Annotated in this window: 14 protein-coding genes; 8 read left to right on the forward strand and 6 right to left on the reverse strand. The window is 42.0% G+C overall.

All coding sequences use genetic code 11. The annotated features are described in order from the left end of the window. Positions 1-138: 138 nt before the first annotated feature. The 7 genes from ilvG to can all read left to right on the forward strand — a co-directional run bounded on the left by ilvG (position 139) and on the right by can (position 8,643). Positions 139-1,788, forward strand: coding sequence for an acetolactate synthase 2 catalytic subunit (ilvG, locus tag H5154_RS05570; RefSeq protein ID WP_182717670.1), 1,650 nt, complete (start codon positions 139-141; stop codon positions 1,786-1,788). Further along, the gene (gene ilvM / locus H5154_RS05575) at positions 1,785-2,027 is read left to right on the forward strand and encodes an acetolactate synthase 2 small subunit (protein WP_145238377.1); all 243 of its coding nucleotides are present in this window, start codon (positions 1,785-1,787) and stop codon (positions 2,025-2,027) included. Before ilvG ends, ilvM begins: the two co-directional genes overlap by 4 nt. 115 nt (positions 2,028-2,142) lie before the next feature. Further along, positions 2,143-3,999 (forward strand): dihydroxy-acid dehydratase, encoded by a 1,857-nt coding sequence (ilvD, locus tag H5154_RS05580; RefSeq protein WP_145238380.1) that lies wholly within the window; start codon positions 2,143-2,145, stop codon positions 3,997-3,999. Between the two features lie 2 nt (positions 4,000-4,001). Further along, positions 4,002-5,552, forward strand: a complete 1,551-nt coding sequence (gene ilvA, locus H5154_RS05585; RefSeq protein WP_182717671.1) for a threonine ammonia-lyase, biosynthetic — start codon at positions 4,002-4,004, stop codon at positions 5,550-5,552. A gap of 156 nt (positions 5,553-5,708) precedes the next feature. Continuing rightward, positions 5,709-6,758 carry an ABC transporter substrate-binding protein gene (locus tag H5154_RS05590; protein WP_182717672.1) on the forward strand — a complete coding sequence of 350 codons (1,050 nt, stop codon included), beginning with the start codon at positions 5,709-5,711 and terminating at the stop codon, positions 6,756-6,758. A 32-nt stretch (positions 6,759-6,790) separates the two neighbouring features. Then, positions 6,791-7,984, forward strand: coding sequence for a methyltransferase (locus tag H5154_RS05595; protein WP_182717673.1), 1,194 nt, complete (start codon positions 6,791-6,793; stop codon positions 7,982-7,984). Further along, the gene (can, locus tag H5154_RS05600) at positions 7,984-8,643 is read left to right on the forward strand and encodes a carbonate dehydratase (RefSeq protein WP_145238393.1); all 660 of its coding nucleotides are present in this window, start codon (positions 7,984-7,986) and stop codon (positions 8,641-8,643) included. Before H5154_RS05595 ends, can begins: the two co-directional genes overlap by 1 nt. 108 nt (positions 8,644-8,751) lie before the next feature. On the opposite strand, the gene H5154_RS05605 is transcribed toward can, so the two are convergent. The 4 genes from H5154_RS05605 to ubiK form a co-directional block, all read right to left on the reverse strand. After that, positions 8,752-9,549: an AraC family transcriptional regulator gene (locus H5154_RS05605; RefSeq protein WP_182717674.1), complete on the reverse strand. Its 798-nt coding sequence runs from the start codon at positions 9,547-9,549 to the stop codon at positions 8,752-8,754. Between the two features lie 14 nt (positions 9,550-9,563). After that, positions 9,564-10,349: a type I methionyl aminopeptidase gene (gene map / locus H5154_RS05610; protein WP_182717675.1), complete on the reverse strand. Its 786-nt coding sequence runs from the start codon at positions 10,347-10,349 to the stop codon at positions 9,564-9,566. After that, on the reverse strand, positions 10,342-10,548 hold the full coding sequence (locus H5154_RS05615; protein WP_149982600.1) for a ParD-like family protein: 207 nt from the start codon (positions 10,546-10,548) through the stop codon (positions 10,342-10,344). The genes map and H5154_RS05615 overlap by 8 nt, the downstream gene beginning before the upstream one ends. Before the next feature lie 112 nt (positions 10,549-10,660). Further along, positions 10,661-10,933 carry a ubiquinone biosynthesis accessory factor UbiK gene (gene ubiK, locus H5154_RS05620; RefSeq protein ID WP_145238407.1) on the reverse strand — a complete coding sequence of 91 codons (273 nt, stop codon included), beginning with the start codon at positions 10,931-10,933 and terminating at the stop codon, positions 10,661-10,663. Between the two features lie 113 nt (positions 10,934-11,046). Between ubiK and rep the strand changes: the two genes are divergently transcribed. Further along, complete coding sequence (gene rep, locus H5154_RS05625; protein WP_145238754.1) at positions 11,047-13,065, forward strand: DNA helicase Rep; 2,019 nt, start codon at positions 11,047-11,049, stop codon at positions 13,063-13,065. Between the two features lie 47 nt (positions 13,066-13,112). Here the strand turns inward: rep and H5154_RS05630 are convergent, their stop codons facing one another. Both H5154_RS05630 and H5154_RS05635 read right to left on the reverse strand, forming a co-directional pair. Beyond that, positions 13,113-15,692: a diguanylate cyclase domain-containing protein gene (locus H5154_RS05630; protein WP_182717676.1), complete on the reverse strand. Its 2,580-nt coding sequence runs from the start codon at positions 15,690-15,692 to the stop codon at positions 13,113-13,115. Positions 15,693-15,880: 188 nt separating this feature from the next. Next, entirely contained in the window at positions 15,881-16,273 is a 393-nt protein-coding gene (locus tag H5154_RS05635) for a cytochrome c5 family protein (protein ID WP_149982602.1), read from the reverse strand. Positions 16,274-16,396 lie beyond the last annotated feature (123 nt).

A 16,396-nucleotide genomic window follows, 5' to 3' on the forward strand; every position in this document is an offset into this window, starting at 1 on the left:
GCGGGGGCTACTTAGTGCTTTAAAAATACGTAAAGCATTATAAAAGCCCCCCGCACTTAACCAGTCGGGGGGCTTTTTAGTTTCAGGGTTTAGCAATAGTTAAGTATAGATATGTCACTGAGGAATGAGGATTATTTAATGACAGGCGCAGAGTTAACAATTGATTTATTAGCCAAACACGGCGTAAAAGAAGTATTTGGTTACCCTGGAGGGGCAATCATGCCAATTTACGATGCGCTGTATGGTGCGCCGGTTAAACATTATCTCACTCGTCATGAGCAAGGTGCGGGTTTTGCTGCTGTTGGTTTTGCTCGTAGCACGGGTAAACTTGGGGTGTGTTTTGCGACTTCAGGCCCTGGGGCTACTAACTTAATCACCGCGCTTGCTGATGCGATGATGGACTCAGTACCATTACTTGCGATCACAGGCCAAGTACCAACTGCTGCCATTGGCTCTGATGCGTTTCAAGAGATTGATGTATTAGGTATGTCATTATCCTGCACTAAGCACAGTTATATGGTTGAACGTCCTGAAGATTTAGCCGAAATACTGCAAGAAGCCATGCATTTAGCGCAATCAGGTCGTCCAGGCCCTGTGTTAGTAGATATACCAAAAGATATTCAAATGGCGCAAGTGCCTTTTCATCCTTGGCTTGCGGCTGATGATTACTTACCGGTGTTAGATTTAAAGCAAGTGGCTATTGCTAACCAATTATTAAGCGAAGCCAAACGGCCTGTTGCCTATGTTGGCGGCGGTGTACAGGCGGCTGATGCGCAAGTACAACTAATGCAATTTTTAGAAAAAACTCACATGCCTGCGGTTTCAACGCTAAAAGCATTGGGCAGTGTATTACCTGATTACGAATATAACTTAGGTATGTTGGGTATGCATGGTGGCCAAGCTGCAAATTTAGCGGTACAAGAGTGTGATGTACTCGTATGTATCGGTGCGCGCTTTGATGACCGTGTAACAGGCAATTTAGGCAAGTTTGCGGCTAAAGCAAAAGTGATCCATTTAGATATAGATGCTGCTGAAATTGGTAAGCGTAAACCAGTTAAAGCATCATTAGTTGCTGATTTAAAAACCTCATTGCCGCAATTAGAGTGCTTTGTAACAGAACAAGCATGGCGTGATCATGCCAAAGAGATGATGATTGAACATGCATGGCGTTATGACTATCCGGGCGAAAAAGTATATGCCCCGTATTTATTAAGCCAACTAAGCCAGCGGATGCCAAGTACAGGCGTTGTGTGTTGTGATGTTGGTCAGCACCAAATGTGGGTGGCACAACATATGAAGTTTAGTCATCCAAGCAACCATTTAAGTAGTGGTGGCGCAGGCACTATGGGCTTTGGTTTACCTGCGGCCATTGGTGCGCAAGTCGCTCGACCAAATGATTTTGTGATCACTGTTTCTGGTGATGGTTCAATCATGATGAACATTCAAGAGTTAGCCACTATTCGTCGTAACAATTTACCGGTAAAAATATTAATTTTAGATAACCAACGTTTAGGTATGGTTCGTCAATGGCAAGAGTTATTTTTTGAAGGGCGTTATTCTGAAACTGATTTATCAGATAACCCTGATTTTGTGCAATTGGCTGCCGTATTTGGTATCGCTGGGCAAACGATCACCCACGCTAACCAAGTTGATGATGCAATTACAGCATTAGTGAATAGTAAAGGTCCTTATATAGTACATGCCTGTATCGACGATAAAGAAAATGTTTGGCCGCTAGTACCGCCGGGTGCCGCGAATGACGAAATGATGACGGAGAGTGGAAAATGAAACACAGTTTAACAGTCGCTTTAAAAAATCAAAGTATCGCCGTTGAGCGCTTTTTGCGTGTAGTTCGTCATCGTGGTTTTGATTTAACCCATTTTCAATTGAATATGGATGATGGTCATTACCATGTGGCTATGACGGTCGACAGTGATAAGCCAATTCACTTATTAACCACACAGCTCAATAAGCTGGTGGACGTTAAGCAAGTAACGCTAGAAAATTTACAACAGCAAGCAATGTAGTTTGCTGTAAAAACTAAATCAACAGGGCTATTGGGTCTTTTCCCCTTAGCAATAAAAATTTAAGAATGAGGATGTCAGTTACATATTAAAAGTAACTGCAAACACTGAGGTAACTATGGCTAAATTAAGAAGTGCAACAACAACTGAAGGTCGAAAGCGCGCAGGTGCTCGTGCATTATGGCGTGCAACAGGAATGACAGATAGCGATTTTGGCAAACCGATTATTGCGGTTGTAAACTCATTCACGCAATTTGTACCGGGTCATGTGCACCTTAACCAACTCAGTGAGCTTATGGCAGAAACCATTACTCAAGCGGGTGGTGTGCCAAAAGAATTTAATACTATTGCCATTGATGATGGTATTGCCATGGGCCACGGCGGTATGCTGTATTCATTACCATCGCGCGACTTAATTGCTGACTCAGTTGAATACATGGTAAATGGTCACTGCGCCGATGCAATGATCTGTATTTCTAACTGCGACAAAATCACCCCTGGGATGATGCTGGCGGCACTTCGTTTAGACATTCCAGTAATCTTTGTGTCTGGCGGCCCAATGGAAGCCGGTAAAACTAAGCTTGCTAATATTGATATCAAACTAGATTTAGTGGATGCCATGGTAAAAGGTGCAGATGAATCAGTAAGTGATGCTGACTCAGAGCAAGTAGAGCGCTCAGCGTGTCCTACCTGTGGCTCGTGTTCGGGCATGTTTACCGCCAACTCAATGAACTGTTTATTAGAAGCAATTGGCCTCGCACTACCTGGTAACGGCACTACACTTGCGACTCATAAAGATCGTAAACAACTGTATGTTGAAGCCGGTGCACGAATTGTTGATTTATGCCGTGAGTATTACCAAAAAGATAATAAAGAAGTCTTGCCGCGTGCTATCGCTAATAAAACCGCGTTTATGAATGCCATGGTGGTTGATATTGCTATGGGTGGCTCGTCAAATACCGTATTGCATTTACTTGCCGCTGCGCAAGAAGCCGGTGTTGATTTTGATATGTCGCACATTGATGCGTTATCTCGTAAAACACCTTTCTTATGCAAAGTAGCGCCTGCAACCGCGCAATACCATATTGAAGATGTGCATCGTGCTGGTGGCATGATGGCAATAATTCGCGAGCTTGGCAAAGCTGGCTTAGTGGATCTGTCGGTAAACCATGTTGCTGGCATGACTATGGCAGAGCTAGTTAAAAAATGGGATGCCACTGATCCAAACAACGAAGCAGCACAAAAGTTTTACCGAGCGGGACCTGCGGGCATTCGTACCACCAAAGCAATGAGCCAAGAATGTCGTTGGGATGAAGGCGATAATGACCGTGAACATGGTTGTATCCGTAGCGTTGAACATGCGTTTCGCCAAGATGGCGGCTTAGCCGTACTATCGGGTAATTTAGCTGTTGATGGTTGTATTGTGAAAAGCGCGGGTGTGGTTGATGAAATGCTACACTTTGAAGGCACCGCCGTGGTGTATGAATCACAAGATGATTCAGTTGAAGGCATTTTAAATGACGAAGTAAAAGCCGGTGACGTAGTCGTTATTCGCTACGAAGGACCGAAAGGCGGACCTGGCATGCAGGAAATGCTTTATCCAACCAGTTACTTAAAATCAAAAGGTTTGGCTGAGCAGTGCGCACTTATAACCGATGGTCGCTTCTCGGGCGGTACGTCAGGTTTATCAATTGGCCACGTTTCACCAGAAGCGGCCAGTGGTGGTGCCATTGCTTATGTTGAAAACGGCGATAAAATTATTATCGATATCGCTACCCGCGAAATCACGTTAGCGTTAACAGATGAAGAACTTGAAGCGCGTAAGCAAAAGCAACTTGCTCGTGGTAAACAAGCTTACAAACCACTCGATCGTGAACGTTATGTATCATCTGCGCTAAAAGCGTATGCGCTACTTGCAACCAGTGCTGATAAAGGCGCGGTGCGTGATTTAGCCAAACTGGAGGAGCTTAGTTAATTATGGTTTCTCAAGAGCTCGATTATTTTCGCGCTATTATCCAGGCTAATATGGAACCACTGGCAAAAGTTACTGAGGTTAGCGAAATGGCTGAACTCAGTGCTCGTCTTGGTAATCAAGTATGGCTAAAGCGCGAAGATCAGCAGCCAGTTTATTCGTTTAAACTGCGTGGTGCATACAACAAACTGGCTAAACTGCCAGCCGGTTCAGTGGTGATCACTGCCTCAGCAGGTAATCATGCTCAAGGGGTGGCGCTCAGTGCGTCACACTTAGGGCATCAAGCAACGATTGTAATGCCAGTGACGACCCCTGAAATCAAAGTCAATGCGGTACGTGCGCTTGGTGGCGAAGTGGTTTTACATGGCCATCATTTTGATGCTGCCAAAGCTTATGCACTAGAACTTACTGAGCAGCGCGACGGCATATTTGTTCCTCCATTTGATGATCCTGATGTAATTGTAGGGCAAGGCACGGTTGCACGTGAATTAATGCAGCAGCTTAATCAACTTGATGCGGTATTTATTCCAGTTGGTGGTGGTGGCTTACTTGCTGGTATGGCCGTGTATATAAAGTCATTGCGCCCAGATATAAAAGTAATCGGTGTAGAAGCTGATGAAAGTGCCTGTTTACAAGCGGCACTTGCAGCAGGCAAGCCCGTCGAGCTTGAACGGGTTGGCAGTTTTGCCGATGGTGTTGCGGTAAAAATTATTGGTACCGAAACCTTTCGTTTAGCGCAAAAGTTTTGTGATGAAGTAGTCACTGTAACCGGTGATGAAATATGTGCGGCGATGCAAGATATTTTTGTTTCAACCCGTGCGATTGCTGAGCCATCAGGTGCGCTGGCAACGGCTGGGCTGAAAAAATGGTGTCAGCAAACAGGCCAAAAAGGGCTGCATTTAGCAGCTGTGTTATCTGGCGCAAACTTAAACTTTGACCGCTTACGTTATGTGGCTGAGCGTACTGCGCTGGGAGAGAAAAACGAAGCGTTGTTAGCAGTAACCATCAATGAAGAAAAAGGCAGCTTTAAACAGTTTTGCGCCTCATTAGGTGGTCGCGCAATTACTGAATTTAACTACCGTTACGCAGGCCCTGGTGAAGCGCAAATATTTGTTGGTGTTGCACTGCGCCAAGGTCAGCAAGAGTTAGATGAACTGACAGCTGATTTAACCACCAATGGCTATCAATTTTGTGATTTATCAGATAACGAACTGGCTAAATTACATGTTCGTTATATGGTTGGTGGTAAAGCACCTGAGCAGATGCATGAGCGGTTATTACGCTTTGAGTTTCCTGAATATCCAGGCGCACTAGCGCGCTTTTTAGATACCTTAGGTAGCAATTGGAATATTACTTTGTTTCATTATCGTAATCATGGTGGTTCGATGGGTAATGTATTAGCAGGGTTTGCGATTGAGCCTAGTCAGTATGAGGTATTCAACGAGCATTTAAATCGCTTAGGTTACAGTGTGCAAGATGAAACACTGAATCCATGTTTTACCCAATTTTTAACTACTCAACGTCCCATTGATAGGGTGAAAGCGGTTAATAATTAAATATATACTAAAACCACCTCAAGATACGAATTCTGTAGCTTGAGGTGGTTTTAGTATAAGCAAGCACCTCAATTGAGGTGCTTTTTTGTCTCTTTGCAAACTCAATGTCTTGGGTTTATAGTTATAGCAATATTAGCCAACTAATTAGATTACGATTTGTCATTAAAAGGACTGAAATTTCAGCTTTATGCTACTTTGCTTATACTCAGCGGGCAAAGTGTTGCGGCAGCGGATGTGACTTTACAACTAAAGTGGACGCATCAATTTCAATTTTCTGGTTACTATATGGCTCAGCAACAAGGCTTTTACAAAGCGGCAGGGCTAAACGTCACTATTTTACCGGCAGATCCTGAGAACCCAGATACCTTTAGTAAAGTGTTGGCTGGCCAAGCTCACTTCGGGGTCGGGCACTCAGGTATTTTACAGCAACGGATCGCAGGTCAACCCTTGGTGGCAATGGCTGCTATTTTACAATTTTCTCCTTATTGTTGGATGGTAAAAAAAAGCTCCGATATTTTTCATCCTCGGGATTTTGTCAATAAGCGTCTTAGCAGTATCAGCCGCAAAGAAAATGCCGAATTATTGGTAATGCTCGAACGCAGTGGTATCCAAACAAATAATTTACCTTCTTATGAAAGTGGTAACAGCATTACGGATTGGTTAGCTGGGAGTATTGATGCGATGCAAGTGTACGTGACTAATGAGCCGTATATAATGCGTGAGCAAGGCATCGACTATAGACTTATTTGCCCGCAGAAGTATGGAATTAATGTTTATAGCGATATTCTTTACACCACAGAAAATATGCTCGAACAACATCCGCAAACAGTTGAAGCATTTTATCAGGCCAGCTTAAAGGGCTGGCGCTATGCAATGATGCATATGGATGAAACAATTGCATTAACTCAACACCAATACGCACCTGATAAAAGCTTTTCTCAGCTTGCCTATGAAGCTGAAGTATTGAGTGATTATATTTTACCACCTGGCACTAATTTAGGATCTATGTCGATAGCGAAATGGCGGTTGATTGCTGATCTATACGGGATTGAGCAAGATGCCTTTAATCAGGCGCAAGATGGCTTTATTTACCAGTATGTTGAACCTGAAAAAATTAAAATGTCGTGGATGCTTATTACAGCAATTATAATTAGTTTGTTATCGATACCACTTTATTTACGCTTGATGTTCAGAAAAAGCGTATAATGCATAAATGAAATGACCATCGCTAAAATCACATGAGCCTTGCTGAGCAGTTTACAGCCCTAGATAACTTATTACATAGTACTCGCCACTATTGGCAATGCACTGCATTCGATTTTGATCAGCTGCCATGGCCTGAATTAGAACAACCATTAACGCTGTTGAGCGATCAACAAGTTGCTGAACTCGATAGCAATCAAGATGCCTTGTATCAATTTTTTAGCCCGTATATTCCCGTAGTCAATAACTTAGCTACATTGTGTGACTTACCTCAAGCCTCCACTACGCGTTGCGAATATCCGTTTTGGATCAGCAATGGTATTAAAGGGCGCAAGTTTGCACAGCTGCAAGATTTTGTCTGTGCGCTTGGCCAAGAATCACAATTACCTGTATTAGAATGGTGTGCAGGGAAAGGCCATTTAGGACGTATGCTGGCATTTAACCGTGCGCCGAGTGTGCACAGCATCGAACTGCAACAACATTTATGTGAACAAGGTCAGCAAAGTGCTCTGCAACAAGGGTTAGCCATGCACTTTAGCCAAGCAGATGTACTTAAAGATGATGTAACTGAGTATTTTCAACAAGCACAACATGCCGTAGCGCTGCATGCTTGCGGAGCGTTACATCAGACGTTTATGAGTAACGCGGCTAGCGCGCAAACGCAAAAAATCAGTCTATCGCCGTGTTGCTATCACTTATTCACCCCGAATGATTATCAAGCTATGAGCGATGCCGGTAAGCGTAGTCAACTGCAGTTAACGCATCGTGATTTAAAATTAGCACTACAAGAGACGGTGACAGCGCCTTCTCGGGTAGATAAAGTTCGTAAAACTGAAGTGCAATGGCGATTGGGTTTTGATGCTTTACGCAAAAGTCTCACCAGCGAACAAAACTACGTCAGTGTGCCCTCAGTTAACAAAGCTATTTTTTCAGATTCATTTAAAGCTTTTTGTGCATGGGCCGCGGAGAAAAAGGCGCTAGATATACCGCAAGGTATTGATTATGAATCCTTTTTAAAAAAAGGCGAAATGCGCAAAAAAGTCACTGAACGTATCGAACTGGTCCGTCATGTGTTTAGAAGAGCAATTGAGGTTTGGCTTGTGCTCGATCGTGCTTTATATTTGCAACAACAAGGTTATCAAGTCAGTGTGCAGACGTTTTGCGAAAAACAATTAACGCCACGTAATATCTTGATCCAAGCTACCGTCAAAGACAGAAAAGAGATGTAATGAGAAAATTAAAAAACTTATTTGAAAACAATAAACGCTGGGCTGAACGAACGTGTAAAGATGATCCAGAATTTTTTAAAATTCTATCCATGCAGCAAAACCCAGAATACCTGTGGATTGGTTGTTCGGACTCTCGCGTACCGGCTAATGAAATCGTTGATCTAATGCCGGGTGAGCTATTTGTTCATCGTAATGTGGCGAATGTGGTGGTGCATACCGATCATAACTGCTTATCAGTGATGCAGTACGCCGTTGAAGTGTTAAAAGTTAAACATATCATGGTTGTTGGTCACTATGGCTGTGGTGGTGTTCAGGCAGTACTCAAAGATGCTAAGTTTGGTTTAATTGATAACTGGCTTCGTCACGTCGGTGATGTAAAAGAAAAATACACCTCAAAGATCAATGCACTCGCAGAAAAAGATCGTCTCAATAGCTTGATTGAATTGAATGTGATTGAGCAAGTACGCAATGTATGCCGTACTAATATCGTCCAAGAAGCATGGCAGCGTGGTCAGGAGTTAACTATTCATGGTTGGGTTTATGGTCTAGCAAACGGTCACTTACACGACTTAGAGTCAGTAGTTACTTGTGCCGATGAAGTTGATGTTAACTATAAAAGTGCTGGGCTTAAAGTGTTTGAACGTTACGTAGTAGAATAAGCACGTAACCTAAGCACTGCGTCTTATCTGGGCGCGGGCTACCTTCAGTAATTGTAATCTTAGTTTAAAGGCTAAGTCGATGTGTTTTTTGTGTGATGAAAACACCCTCTATACTTTCGGTGTTTTTCGCTTGCGATATTGCAGTGGTGTTTCAAAAGTAAAATTATGAAAGGCATGACAAAAGTGAGCATGATCATAATAGCCACATTGCAAGGCTATATCTGTTATCGGTGTTTGGCTGTCAGCTAGAAGCGTGCGTGCGGCTTTTAGTCGGTAAAATTGCTGTAATTGAGCTGGACTAACCCCGGCTTCTTTTTTCAAGCGACGCTCAAGAGTACGACGTGTCAAGCCAAGTTGCTTGCCTACACAGCTGGTGGAATTATTGAGTTGAATAAGCTGCTTGATCACTTTAATTGTATTGCTTGTTACGAGTTGATTGCTAATTGCTTGGCTGAGTAACCACTGCTCGAGTAAATACAGTTGGCTGGTTAGTGGACTGCTTTGCATTTGTTCAACACATGCTATTAAACTGTGATACCAGCTTGGGGTAAAATCTTCCCCGAGTAGATAATTTCCTTCAGCTAATTCGTGTAGCGTTATACCTAATAAGTGATAAGCACCAGTAGGCGCAAAACGAATACTAACTAAATAATCCTGATTGCTGAAAGTTATTGCCTGCGTTTGACGATTAAATGCGAAGGTAATAACGGGTGTCGCGTTGCTAAAATCAATTGTTAGGCTTGCGCCAGCATCAGGGTAGAGCTTTTCTGTAAATAACTGTGTTGTTTGTGTAGTGGTTGAACCTATTTTCCAATAACACTGCACCCAATCAGCTAAGCGTTGATCGGGTGCGAATTTTTGAAAGCTCAAATGGGGCAATGGATCATTTACTAATAAAATGGCCATGGTGTTAACCTGACTTATACCGTCGCAATAGCGATTTCTTCTTCGCGTAAAGTCAGTACTTCATAGCCGTCAGCGGTGACGACTATGGTGTGCTCCCACTGCGCAGAAAGCTTTTTATCACGAGTAACCACAGTCCAGCCATCCGGTTTAGTTTTTACTTTTGCCGCCCCTTGGTTGATCATTGGCTCAATGGTAAAGGTCATACCTTCTTTAAGTTCAATGCCGGTATTGCGTTTACCATAATGTAAAACTTGCGGCTCTTCGTGCATTTGCTCGCCAATACCATGTCCGCAGTATTCACGTACAACGCTATAGCCATTAGTATGGGCAAAATTAGCGATAGCGTTGCCTATATCGCCTAACCTCACTCCCGGTTTTACGAGCTTGATGCCTTGCCACATTGCTTGATAAGTTTTTTCGACTAAGCGCTTGGCCAACGGAGACACTTCACCAAGCATATACATTTTACTTGAATCGGCAATAAAGCCATTCTTCTCAAGGGTAATATCTAAATTGACGATATCGCCTGATTTTAATGCGCGTTTAGGGTCTGGAAAACCATGACAGACTACTTCATTTACTGAGCTGTTTAACACATAAGGATAATCGTACTGGCCTTTGCTGGCAGGACGCGCAGCAAGCTCATCAACAATATAGCGCTCTACTAAATCATTGATCTCCATGGTGGTGATGCCGATTTTGACCTGTTGATCTAAATAGGCAAATACCTTTGCCAGTAGGCGACCAGACTCACGCATTAGCTCTATTTGTGCGGGAGTTTTAATAATTATTTCACTCATGCAAAGATTCTCCTGCTGTTACATCGGCTTGTGCAAGTTGCTGTTTGATTATTTCGGCGTAGGTCATGGTTGGATTAAGCTCAGCTAGCATGCCTATCTTTATCCAGTATTCAGATTGAGAGTTTATAGAACGTACCATAGTGGTACTGGCTTTGCGGATCTCTTCGTGCAGTTGGTCGCTGATTTTTACGATACCCATAACAGTGCCTATATATAAAACGTATACGTATCGTATATAGATGTTGAGCTGTATGCAAGGCGTAAAACAAATCAAGCAGCCGAAGCTGCCTGAAGTAATAACTAAAACGGTATTATTCTGGTTGCTCGCTTTGCTTATTGCTACTGAGTTGTTGCTCAAGTAGTGCAACTTTCGCTTCTAATGCAACGAGCTTTTCGCGGGTGCGAATTAGTACTTGGCTTTGTACATCAAATTCTTCACGGCTGACAAAGTCCATCTCAGCAAGCTTATTTTGAATAGCTTGTTTGGTTTTCGCTTCAAACGTATCGGCAAGGTTTTTAACGCCTTGCGGCATGTTACTGGAAATCTGTTTGGCAATTTCTTCAAGTTTTGCTGGGTTGATCATGTCTGTCCCTTACTGTCGCGTAAATGATAATGGCTAATGTTACCTTATTGGCTAGGCGTATTGTAGTGATTACGTTAAAATTGCCCGTCTTTAATGCAATCTCTTTGGTCGATATGAAACTCAATCCTAAACAAGATGAAGCGGTAAAATATATTAGTGGTCCATGCCTAGTGCTGGCGGGGGCGGGATCAGGAAAAACTCGTGTAATTACTAATAAAATCGCTTACTTAGTACAAAAATGTGAGTATCAAGCACGTAATATTGCCGCGGTGACCTTTACTAATAAAGCGGCGAAAGAGATGCGCGAGCGAGTTTTTCAAACGTTAGGTAAAAAAGAGTCAAAAGGCTTGTGGGTATCTACCTTTCATACCTTAGGCCTTGAGATCATTAAAAAAGAACTAACAACGCTGGGTTTTAAACCTGGCTTTTCATTATTTGATGATCAAGATACCGGGCAATTAATTGCTGACTTAACTGAAGAAGAGCTAAAAAAAGACAAAGATTTACTCAATCTATTAAAAATGCAAATAGGCAGCTGGAAGAACGAGCTTATTTTACCAGAGCAAGCGATTCGCGAAGCCCGAGAGCCACAAAAAGCGCTATTTGCGCAATTATATGCGCGTTATCAAACCCAGTTACGCGCCTATAATGCTTTGGATTTTGATGACTTGATCATGATCCCCACCTTATTACTGATCAATAATGCAACCTCGCGTGAGCGCTGGCAACAACGTTTCCGTTACCTGCTGGTGGATGAATATCAAGATACCAATACCAGTCAATATCAATTAGTTAAGTTGCTTGTGGGTGAGCGTGCGCGTTTTACCGTGGTAGGCGATGACGACCAATCAATCTATTCATGGCGCGGTGCACGACCACAAAACTTAGTGTTATTAAGCAAAGACTTTCCAGGTTTACGACTCATTAAGCTTGAGCAAAACTATCGCAGTGTGAAGCGTATTTTAAAAGCTGCTAATATCTTGATTGCCAATAACCCTCATGAATTTGATAAAAAACTGTTTAGTGAGTTAGAAAATGGCGAGCCGATCAAAGTGATTGGCTGTCGTGATGAAGAGCATGAATCAGAGCGGGTCGTCGCCGAGATCATCTCGCATAAATTTATGAAGCGCACCAGTTATAAAGATTACGCTATTTTATACCGTGGTAATCACCAAGCGCGTGGCTTTGAAAAGTCGTTAATGAGTAACCGAATACCTTACAAGATCAGTGGCGGAATGTCGTTTTTCTCACGCTCTGAGATCAAAGATATAATGGCGTACTTGCGCTTATTGGTGAATCAAGATGACGATAATGCGTTTCTACGTATTGTGAATACTCCGCGCCGTGAAATAGGCACAGTTACGCTGGAAAAGTTGGGTACCTTAGCCAATGAAAAACATGCCAGTTTATTTGCCACCTGTTTTGATAACGACTTAGGTTATCGCTTAAAAGGTCGTGGTTTAAACTCGTTGGCCGGATTTGCACGTTGGGTAGTTGAGCTGTCAGATAATGCGGTACGTGGTGATACCCTTGAAGCGGTAAAAGATTTAGTCAGACAAATAAATTACGAAGCTTATTTATACGAGTCATCACCGAGTGCGAAAGCCGCAGAAATGCGCATGAAGAATGTTTCTGAGTTGTACCGTTGGATCACAGATATGCTCACAGGTGATGCGGATAATCCGCCGTTGACGCTTGCTGAAGTGGTGAGTAAGTTAACGTTGCGTGACATGTTAGAACGTAACGAAGAAGAAGATGAAGCCGATGCGGTGCAATTACTCACGTTACATGCCTCTAAAGGCTTGGAGTATCCTTACGTATTTATGGTCGGCATGGAAGAGGGCTTATTACCGCATCAAGTAAGTATTGATGAAGAAAACGTTGATGAAGAGCGTCGCTTAGCCTATGTGGGGATCACTCGTGCTCAGCAAGAGCTGACCATGACCTATGCAAAAATTCGTCGTCAATTTGGCGAAACATCACAAACCGAGTTGAGCCGCTTTATACAAGAGCTACCGCAAGATGATTTAGCATTTGAAAATAAAAAAGCGCCAAATACGCAAGCCGAACGAATGGAAAAGGGCCAAGCCAGAGTCGCTAATTTACGTGCCATGCTGAAAAAGCCTGAGTAGTTCATCTAAACTGCGGATAATAAACTGGTTATCCGCGACGCATATCGTTAATTTAAAATTTGCTCGTTCGAAGAGTCAGCTGGGAGTGTTGCTGTGGAACTAATTGCATGCTGCCTACCAATAAATAGCGATAAACCATGAGTGTCGAGTAAGGCTCTATAATTTAATATTGAAGGGCCTTTCGCGATTACTTTTATTTGTTTTATCTTAGTTATTGCTAGTACACCTTGTAGTTGTAAATCAAAGCTTTGTTGTTGTAACACTCGCTTACTAAAGGTAGAGCTAAGTAATAAATAATCGAAATTAAGATCGCAAAGTAAATTAAGTTCGCAGCGATCTTTAGCAAAATCATTTAAGCCAATCGAATAGCCTTGTTCACTTAGCATTTTTAAATTACTAATTTGCACCGCTGAAGCGTAACGGATCTCTTGTTCGTTAAATAATAAACAAATTTGTTTTGTTATGCTGTGCTTTTGCATTGTTAAGCATAACGCCTGAAATTCATTTTTCTCCAGTAATAAACCCGAGCAAGGGAATAACACCATTTGCAGTTGTGCCGTTTTGATCTGCTGGCACGCCTTGGTTAATAACTGTAATTCCACTTCCAGCTGTTGTGCTTTATCAGCGGCAAACTTCTTTAATATTTCAAAACTGGTGCTGCCAAGTACTGGGTGTTCGCCAAATGCCTCAAGCAATGATTCTGATTGATGCTGTTCATCAAGTGTAATAATTTCAGAGCAGCGAAAATGCATTGGTAAAGAGTCTAAGTGATGACTGGTTTCCAACTCATATGGGCTTGTGCCGGCACTAAGCAGTGGATGGTAAAACTCAAACCGGCTGCGACCAGCATTTTTTGCATAATACATGGCAGCATCAGCATCACGAATAATTTCATCCGTGTGCTTGTAGTTTGTTTTTGAGTAGGTAATACCGACACTGGCACCACTTTGTACACAAATACCTTTCATACAAAATGGTTTTTTCATCAGTTCAATTAATCGCTTAGCAACATCTTCGGCTTGTTGGCGATCGGTTAAGTGCGTTAATAAAATTACAAACTCATCGCCACCTAAGCGCGCAAGTAAATCGTGCTCCCGAATACATTGTGAAAAAGACTCACTGACGCTAATTAAAAACTGATCACCGGCTTGATGACCAAGTTGATCGTTAATATCCTTAAACTTGTCTAAATCAATAAACAGCACAGCAAACTGTTGTTCAGGGTAACGTTGATAATGCTGTAGAGTTTTTTCTAATTGGGTTAAAAACAGACTGCGATTAGGCAAGCCAGTAAGTGGATCGTGGTGGGCATCATGATAAAGCTGTTGCTCTATTTTTTTGCGCTCTTCAATTTGCATTTGTAAATGCATATTGGTTTGGAGGATCTCTTTGGTTTTTTCAGCAACTCGAAACTCTAATTGTTGATGGCTTTGTTTTAAGGCTTGAGCAGCTAAATGTGCTTGTAATACAGTCGCTATTTGATGCGATACAAAGGTAATTAATTCAAAGTCGTCTTGATTAAAAATATGCTTATGATTGTAGGCTTGGCAAGTTATTAAGCCAATCACACCTTGCGCTGTTTTTAATGGCGCACCTAACCAGCTAGTTGCTGAGTTTGAAGTGTTGACTTGCCCTGGTCTTTCTACTTCACCGGATTTAAGCAGTTTTTGTGCTCGGGTACAATCAATGAGTTGAGTTTGTTCGGTACGTAACACTAATTCGCTATAACCTTTGGCGAAAGGGCGCGGTTGAGTGTTATCTCTATATTCATCCACACAGTACGGAAAGTTTAACCAACCCGTTTCGCGATCATACAATGCAATGTATAAATTCTCAGCGTAAGTTATTGATTTTATTATTTCATGTACTTGTTGATATACTTCATCAATATGCTTTGTTTGCGTCGCTAGCTCTGAAATTTTAAACAGAATATGTTGCCGTGCGAGGGTTTTTTTATGTTGTTCTACTTCGAGGTTAAGTGCTTCATTACTTTGCGTTAATGCGCGAGTTCTTATTTTTACTTCAGACTCTAATAGTTCGCGTTTTTTTACCCGCTCGATAGCCGTTGATAAGTAGAGCGACATTACTTCTAATAGCTCGATTTGTTGCTCAGAGTAGTTTTGTTGTTTATCGTAACTTTGTGCGACAAGCACCCCAATAATGCTTTGTTCTCGGTATACCGGCACGCCTACCCAATGTTCTGCTGGTGTGCCAAGTAATTTAAATAACCCCTTGTTGGCAGCAGCCTGCATTTCATCACCTTGGAAGTAGGTGGTTTTACCTTGTTTAAAAACATACCCAGTGACACCTTGGATAAAATTATTATCTTGATTAAGTGGCACAGAGATACCATCTTTTTCATCAGCAAAGTAAGAGAGTTCAAGGGTGTTACTAAATTGATTTAACAGCACCACGTAAAAACTTTTACTTGGCATATAATCTTGCAAAATATCATGAATAGCAGGGTAAAGTAGCGTTAATTCGGCAACAGAACTAGCTTGCTCTGATAATTGGATCAGGGCATTTTGTAAGTGGTGGGATTGCTTATACTTTTGGACTAGAGCTTTTAAACGATTATTTTTATGCTCCAGCTTATGTAGTAAAGCTGTTATATCTTCCAGTGACATTAAACCGATTTTTATTATTGTATATTTATTGGACTTATATTTTCACTTTTTTGCTGAATCGTCAAGCGGCCAATAGTATTAGAAAATGATAATAATAAGTAGTGATAAAGGTGTGGGGATATTTATTTTTATAATGAAAAAGGCTGATAAAAATCAGCCTTAATAAAAAAACAGTACAGAATTAAGTATTATTTTTTGCTCATAAAATCAATAGCTGCGCTTATTTCATCATCTGAGCAATCCATGCATGTACCGCGTGGTGGCATTGCATTAAAACCATTAATTGCATGACTTAGAAGCGTGTCAGCGCCTTTCGCTAAGCGTGGAGCCCAGTCATCTGCTGATTTTGGTGCACCAAGTGCGCCAGTACCATGACATGCAAAGCACGCACCTTGGTAAACTTGTTCACCGGTACGAGGACCTGTTGGCACTTCAGCAACTGCTGCTTTATCGCCTTCAAAGTAAACGGCACCTATAGGCGCGATACGTTTTTTGATCGCATCTTCAGTCATAGAGTTATCATATGGCTGTGCGTATGCGGTGGTTGCTAGCAATAATAATGCTGCTGATAGTTTTTTCATTTTGCCTTGCTCACTTCGATTTGAACGTGATCAATCACGATAGATGACGGAATTTAGAACGATTATAACGCTAAGCCGCAATTTATAAAACGCTACGATGTATTTTTCTTATGAAAAAACACT

It is taken from the genome of Pseudoalteromonas sp. SR44-5, assembly GCF_014163675.1.
Classification (GTDB): domain Bacteria; phylum Pseudomonadota; class Gammaproteobacteria; order Enterobacterales; family Alteromonadaceae; genus Pseudoalteromonas; species Pseudoalteromonas rhizosphaerae.

Coding starts and splice junctions, on each gene's coding strand:
- ilvG (WP_182717670.1), top strand. CDS start 139: ATGACAGGCGCAGAGTTAACAATTGATTTATTAGCCAAACACGGCGTA.
- ilvM (WP_145238377.1), top strand. CDS start 1,785: ATGAAACACAGTTTAACAGTCGCTTTAAAAAATCAAAGTATCGCCGTT.
- ilvD (WP_145238380.1), top strand. CDS start 2,143: ATGGCTAAATTAAGAAGTGCAACAACAACTGAAGGTCGAAAGCGCGCA.
- ilvA (WP_182717671.1), top strand. CDS start 4,002: ATGGTTTCTCAAGAGCTCGATTATTTTCGCGCTATTATCCAGGCTAAT.
- H5154_RS05595 (WP_182717673.1), top strand. CDS start 6,791: ATGAGCCTTGCTGAGCAGTTTACAGCCCTAGATAACTTATTACATAGT.
- can (WP_145238393.1), top strand. CDS start 7,984: ATGAGAAAATTAAAAAACTTATTTGAAAACAATAAACGCTGGGCTGAA.
- H5154_RS05605 (WP_182717674.1), bottom strand. CDS start 9,549: ATGGCCATTTTATTAGTAAATGATCCATTGCCCCATTTGAGCTTTCAA.
- map (WP_182717675.1), bottom strand. CDS start 10,349: ATGAGTGAAATAATTATTAAAACTCCCGCACAAATAGAGCTAATGCGT.
- H5154_RS05615 (WP_149982600.1), bottom strand. CDS start 10,548: ATGGGTATCGTAAAAATCAGCGACCAACTGCACGAAGAGATCCGCAAA.
- ubiK (WP_145238407.1), bottom strand. CDS start 10,933: ATGATCAACCCAGCAAAACTTGAAGAAATTGCCAAACAGATTTCCAGT.
- rep (WP_145238754.1), top strand. CDS start 11,047: ATGAAACTCAATCCTAAACAAGATGAAGCGGTAAAATATATTAGTGGT.
- H5154_RS05630 (WP_182717676.1), bottom strand. CDS start 15,692: ATGTCACTGGAAGATATAACAGCTTTACTACATAAGCTGGAGCATAAA.
- H5154_RS05635 (WP_149982602.1), bottom strand. CDS start 16,273: ATGAAAAAACTATCAGCAGCATTATTATTGCTAGCAACCACCGCATAC.